Raw genomic sequence first — 6000 nt, forward strand, 5'->3', positions numbered from 1 at the left:
ATCAGGTCACGCGACACGGATCCGGGAAGACGATGCCGAATGCCTGGCAGCGCCGGCCCGTCAACGCTGCAATGGGAGAAGAAAATGCTTAGGACGATCACCAAGACACTGGTCGGCGCGGTTTTTGCCGGAGGACTGCTCGTCCCCCATGCCTTCGCCGAGACGACGCTCAATGCGCTCTTCATGGCGCAGGCCGCCTACAGCGAGGCCGACGTGCGCGCCATGACGGATGCCTTCACCAAGGCCAATCCCGACGTCAAGATCAATCTCGAATTCGTTCCCTATGAAGGCCTGCATGACAAGACCGTGCTCGCCCAAGGGTCGGGCGGCGGCTATGACGTTGTGCTGTTCGACGTCATCTGGCCGGCCGAATACGCCACCAACAAGGTGCTGGTCGATGTGTCGTCGAAGATCACAGACGACATGAAGAAGGGCGTGCTGCCCGGCGCCTGGACCACCGTCCAGTATGACGGCAAGTATTACGGCATGCCGTGGATCCTTGACACCAAATACCTGTTCTACAACAAGGGCATCCTGGAAAAGGCCGGCATCAAGGCCCCGCCGAAGACCTGGGAAGAGCTCGGCGCACAGGCCAAGATCATCCAGGACAAGGGTCTGCTGAAGACACCGATCGCCTGGAGCTGGTCGCAGGCCGAGGCGGCCATCTGCGACTACACCACGCTGGTCAGCGCCTATGGCGGCGACTTCCTCAAGGACGGCAAGCCGGACTTCCAGAATGGCGGCGGCCTGCTGGCTCTGAAATACATGGTAGACAGCTACAAGTCGGGTCTCACCAATCCCAATTCCAAGGAATTCCTGGAAGAGGACGTTCGCAAGGTCTTCGAAAACGGCGATGCCGCCTTCGCGCTGAACTGGACCTACATGTATAACATGGCCAACGACCCGAAGGACTCGAAGGTAGCCGGCAAGGTCGGCGTCGTGCCGGCGCCGGGCGTTGCCGGCACCAGCGAAGTGTCGGCCGTCAACGGCTCGATGGGTCTCGGCGTCACCGCGGTCTCCAAGCATCAGGACGAGGCCTGGAAGTACATCACCTTCATGACCTCGCAGGCAACGCAGAACCAGTACGCCAAACTCTCGCTGCCGATTTGGGCCTCGTCCTATGACGACCCGGCCGTCACCAAGGGCCAGGAGGAACTGATCGCCGCCGCCAAGCTTGGCCTGGCCGCCATGTATCCGCGCCCGACCACCCCGAAGTACCAGGAGTTGTCGACCGCCCTGCAGCAGGCAATCCAGGAATCGCTGCTCGGCACGGCCTCGCCGGAAGATGCCCTGAAAACCGCCGCGCAGAACAGCGGCCTCTGATTTCCACCCATTGCGGGCGGCCTTGTGCCGCCCGTGCTATTTCTGAAATCGTGTTGAATTGAAAGAGGCTGCTCCGATGTCGAGCACCTGGATGACAACCCGCGCCTGGCTGCTGATGCTGCCGCTGCTCGTGGTCATGATCGCCGTCATCGGCTGGCCGCTGGTCGATACGGTCGGGCTCTCCTTTACCGATGCCAAGCTGGTCGGCACGGCCGGCAATTTCGTCGGCGTCGACAATTACACCAACATGCTGTCGAGCTCGAATTTCTCGCGTACGCTGATCACCACGACATTGTTCGCGGTCATTTCGGTCGCCGCCGAAATGGTGATCGGCGTCCTGGCCGCCCTTCTGCTCAACCAGGAATTTCGCGGCCGTGCCATCCTGCGCGCCCTCATGATCCTGCCGTGGGCGCTGCCGACCGTGGTCAACGCCACGCTGTGGCGGCTGATCTACAATCCCGAATATGGCGCGCTCAACGCCGCGCTGACGCAACTGCATCTTATCGACGCCTATCGGTCCTGGCTCGGCGAGCCGGGCACGGCGCTGGCTGCCCTCATCGTCGCCGATTGCTGGAAGAACTTTCCGCTGGTGGCGCTGATCGCGCTCGCCGCCCTGCAGGCGGTACCACGCGACATCACCGCGGCCTCGCTCGTCGATGGCGCGGGACCGTTCAATCGCTTCCGTTTCGTCATCCTGCCCTATCTCGCAGGCCCGCTGATGGTGGCGCTGGTGCTGCGCACCATCGAGGCTTTCAAGGTCTTCGACATCATCTGGGTGATGACCCGTGGCGGGCCGGCAAACACCACGCGAACACTGTCGATCCTCGTCTACCAGGAAGCGTTCTCCTTCCAGCGTGCCGGCTCGGGCGCGTCGCTGGCGCTGATCGTCACCTTGCTCATCACGCTGCTCGCCGTCGCCTATGCGGCCCTGGTGAGGAAGACCGCAGGGAGTGCCGCCTGATGGAACGCAAGAGCCCCGCTTTCACCATCTTCATCTATGCCTGCGCGCTGCTGCTCGCCGCGATCATCCTTGCGCCCATCGCCTGGCTGTTCATCATGAGCATTTCGCCGGCCGCCGATCTTGCCGCCAAGCCGCTGCGCTGGTGGCCGCAGGCAGCCGATTTCTCCCGCTACCAGCTATTGCTGTCGACGGCTGAAAACAGCGTCGGCGCCGCCTTCACCTCTTCGCTGCGCAACAGTCTCGAGATCGCCGGCATGGCGACGCTGGCGGCACTCGCCTTGGCCATTCCCGCCGGCTGGGCGGTGTCGCGCACGCCCGCGATCGGCTGGTCGCTGTCGATGGTCATCGCCACCTACATGCTGCCGCCGGTGGCGCTGGCCGTGCCGCTCTATATGGGCCTGTCGCATCTCGGCCTGCTCAACAATGTCTTCGGCCTGGCTTTGGTATATCTCACTATCCTGGCGCCCTTCACCACCTGGCTGATGAAATCTGGTTTCGATTCCATCCCGCGTGAGATCGAGGCGGCGGCGATGATCGACGGCGCCGGCCTGTTCCAGACACTGCGCATCATCACATTGCCGCTGGCGGCACCGGTGATGGCGACATCGGCGCTGTTCGCCGTGCTGCTGGCCTGGGACGAATTTTTCTATGCGCTGCTGTTCACCTCGGACCAGCGCGCCAAGACCTTGACCGTCGCCATCGCCGATTTGGCCGGCGGCCGTGTTTCCGACTACGGATTGATCGCCACGGCCGGGGTGCTGGCCGCGCTACCGCCGGTGCTGATCGGCCTTGTCATGCAGCGGGCGCTGATCTCGGGCCTGACCAGCGGCGGTGTGAAAGGATGACCATGACTGCAACAGGAATTCGGCCGGCCGGACTGGTCGCCATCGATCGCGAAATGCAGCGCCAGCATGCGGATGCGCGCGCTTCATTCGAACAAAACACCGCCATGGCGCTAAAGGTCGCCGGCTCGATCAGGAAGACCGGACGCCTGCTCCTGCTTGGCATGGGGGGCTCGCATGCGGTGGGGCGTGCCGTTGAGCCGCTCTATCGCACGCTGGGCATCGATGCGCTGGCGCTGCCGCTGTCCGAACAACTCGGCCAGCCGCTGCCGCTCGAAGACCGCACCGTGATCGTGACCTCGCAATCCGGCGAGAGCGCCGAGGTCGTCAGATGGTTTTCGCAGACCGGCGGCAGCTCGGATATTTTCGGCCTGACGCTCGAAGGCGGTTCATTTCTCGCCCGCACTGCGCCTTGCCTGGTCGGCGCTGGTGGCACTGAGCTGGCTTTCGCCGCGACCCGCAGCCTGACCGTGACCCTGGCCCTGCATCTGGCCATCCTGGCTGCTCTGGGTGAGGATCCGGCCGCCGCGCTTGCTGTGCTCGAGGCTCCGCAGGATTGCGTCATCGCCCCCGCACTTGTCGCGCTTGGCAAGGTGGACACGATCGTCACCTCCGGTCGCCGCCTGCAAGGCGTGGCCGAAGCCCTGGCGCTTGGGCTGACCGAACTGTCGCGGCTCCCCTGCTTTTCGCTGGAAGGCGGCCAGTTGCGGCACGGGCCGATGGAGATGCTCGGCCCCCAGATCGGCGTCGTCCTATTTCGTGGTGACGACCCGACGTCGGACCTTGTCACCGCCATGGCCCTTTCGGTGGTAGAGGCCGGCGCGCCGCTGGTCATCTTCGACGCGTCCGGGCAACCGCCTGTCGTCGGCGCCGTCACGCTCTCGTTCAGATCAGCATCGGGGATGGCCGCTGTCTTCGCCATGCTGCCGGTGGCGCAGCGCCTGATGATCGCCTTCGCCGACAGCCGCGTCGACAATGCCGGCACGCCCGTGCGCACCACCAAGATCACCAGGAGCGAGTGATGCGTCCGCTGGCGGTAATCGGTAACGTCAATGTCGACCTGATTGTCGGCCCGATCGCGCCATGGCCGAAGGCGGGAACCGAGACCGTCGTCGACCATGACGAATTGCGGGTCGGCGGCCAGGCCGGCAACACCGGGCTTGCCTGGCAAGCGCTGGGCATCGATTTCGCGATTGCCGCCAATGTCGGTGACGACCAGTTCGGCCGCTGGCTTCGCGAAGCGTTTGGATTTCGCGCCGAGAAATGGGCGGTCCGTCCCGAAGGTACGACCTTGTCGGTCGGCATGACCCATCCCGATGGCGAACGAACTTTCTTGACCACGCGCGGCCACCTGCCCCGCTTCAGCCTCGGCGATGTCTTGTCCGTTCTCGACGGCGGCGCGCTTTCCGGTGGCTATGCATTGCTCTCCGGCTCCTTCCTGACCGAGGACCTCACGCGCGACTATGAAGCTTTCTTCGACTGGACCGACAGCCACGGCATATCAGTGGCGCTCGACACTGGCTGGCCGATCGATGGCTGGACCGAGGCCAATTGCGCCGCGACAAGGGCGTGGCTCTCGCGCTGCGCGCTGGCGTTGTTCAACGAAGTCGAGACGGTGACCCTGGCGGGATTGCCAGGTCCAGAGGAAGCGGCGCGTGAAATCCGATCCAGCATGAGGCAAGGTGCGACCTTTGTGGTCAAGCGCGGGCCGCGTGGCGCCATCGCCATCGGCCCGGACAATACGCTTGTCGAAGCCGTCGCGCCCGATGTCCGTGTCGTCGACACGATCGGGGCCGGCGACGTCTTCAATGCCGCCTTCCTGGCCGCATTGGCACAGGAACAGCCGCTGTCCGCCTGCCTCCGCGCCGCGACGCATGTCGCCTCGCGCGCCATTTCCACCTTGCCCCGCAACTATGGCGGGCCGATGCAGTTCGAGGGTCCCATGCATGAGCGCGCTTGAAATCCGCGGCATCCGCAAGAGCTATGGCAGTGTCGAAACGCTGAAAGGCATCGACATCGCGCTGCAGAGCGGTGAATTCCTGGTGCTGCTCGGCTCATCCGGCTGCGGAAAGTCGACGCTTCTCAACATCATCGCGGGACTGGCCGAAGCCACGAGCGGCGACGTGCTGATCGGCGGCCGCTCGATACTCGGCGTACACCCCAAGAACCGCGACATAGCCATGGTTTTCCAGTCCTATGCGCTCTATCCGAACCTGACCGTGCGCCGCAACATCGGCTTCGGACTGGAGATGCGCGGCGTCGCGGCCGACGAGCGTGACAGGGCGGTGAACGAAGCGGCAAGGCTGCTGCAGATCGAAGCTCTGCTCGACCGCAAGCCGAGCCAGCTGTCCGGCGGCCAACGCCAGCGCGTCGCCATCGGCCGGGCGCTGGTACGCAAGCCGCAGGTCTTCCTCTTCGACGAGCCGTTGTCCAACCTCGACGCCAAGCTGCGCCTGGAAATGCGCACCGAGTTGAAGCGCCTGCACCAGATGCTGCAGACCACCGTCGTCTATGTCACCCACGACCAGATCGAGGCGATGACGCTGGCCAGCCGCATCGCTGTCATGCGCGACGGCAGGATCGAGCAGCTCGGCACCCCGGAAGAAATCTACAACGACCCCGCAACACTCTATGTCGCCGGCTTCGTCGGCGCGCCGTCGATGAATATGCTTCAGGCCACCATTGCCGGCGGCAGGTTGGCCATTGCCGGGTCCGATGTACGGATCCCTTTGCCCGCGCGCTATGCGAATGCGGCTCGTGAGCGCGCACAAATGGTCGTCGGCATCAGGCCGGAAGCGCTTCGTGTGGCGACCGGAGCCGCCACGGACCGGTCATTGCCGGTGGAGATCGAGGTGGTCGATCTGACTGGCCCTG

General features: G+C 64.3%; 6 protein-coding genes. All 6 read left to right on the forward strand.

From position 1 onward, the window contains the following. The first annotated feature begins 84 nt into the window (after positions 1-84). Positions 85-1323, forward strand: coding sequence for an extracellular solute-binding protein (locus FJ941_RS04640; protein WP_140503433.1), 1239 nt, complete (start codon positions 85-87; stop codon positions 1321-1323). Positions 1324-1399: 76 nt separating this feature from the next. Next, positions 1400-2284: a sugar ABC transporter permease gene (locus FJ941_RS04645; RefSeq protein WP_140503435.1), complete on the forward strand. Its 885-nt coding sequence runs from the start codon at positions 1400-1402 to the stop codon at positions 2282-2284. Next, positions 2284-3129, forward strand: coding sequence for a carbohydrate ABC transporter permease (locus tag FJ941_RS04650; RefSeq protein WP_140503437.1), 846 nt, complete (start codon positions 2284-2286; stop codon positions 3127-3129). Before FJ941_RS04645 ends, FJ941_RS04650 begins: the two co-directional genes overlap by 1 nt. Further along, a complete protein-coding gene (locus FJ941_RS04655) occupies positions 3126-4148 on the forward strand; it encodes an SIS domain-containing protein (protein WP_140503438.1) in 1023 nt (340 codons plus the stop codon). The genes FJ941_RS04650 and FJ941_RS04655 overlap by 4 nt, the downstream gene beginning before the upstream one ends. Beyond that, positions 4148-5086, forward strand: coding sequence for a PfkB family carbohydrate kinase (locus FJ941_RS04660; RefSeq protein ID WP_140503440.1), 939 nt, complete (start codon positions 4148-4150; stop codon positions 5084-5086). Before FJ941_RS04655 ends, FJ941_RS04660 begins: the two co-directional genes overlap by 1 nt. Then, positions 5073-6000, forward strand: a 928-nt coding sequence (locus FJ941_RS04665; RefSeq protein WP_181169711.1) for an ATP-binding cassette domain-containing protein, incomplete at its 3' end; no start/stop codon positions are given. The genes FJ941_RS04660 and FJ941_RS04665, both read left to right, overlap by 14 nt.

Origin of the sequence: Mesorhizobium sp. B2-3-13, from assembly GCF_006442195.1 — a bacterium.
In the GTDB taxonomy this organism is placed as follows: Bacteria; Pseudomonadota; Alphaproteobacteria; order Rhizobiales; family Rhizobiaceae; genus Mesorhizobium; species Mesorhizobium salmacidum.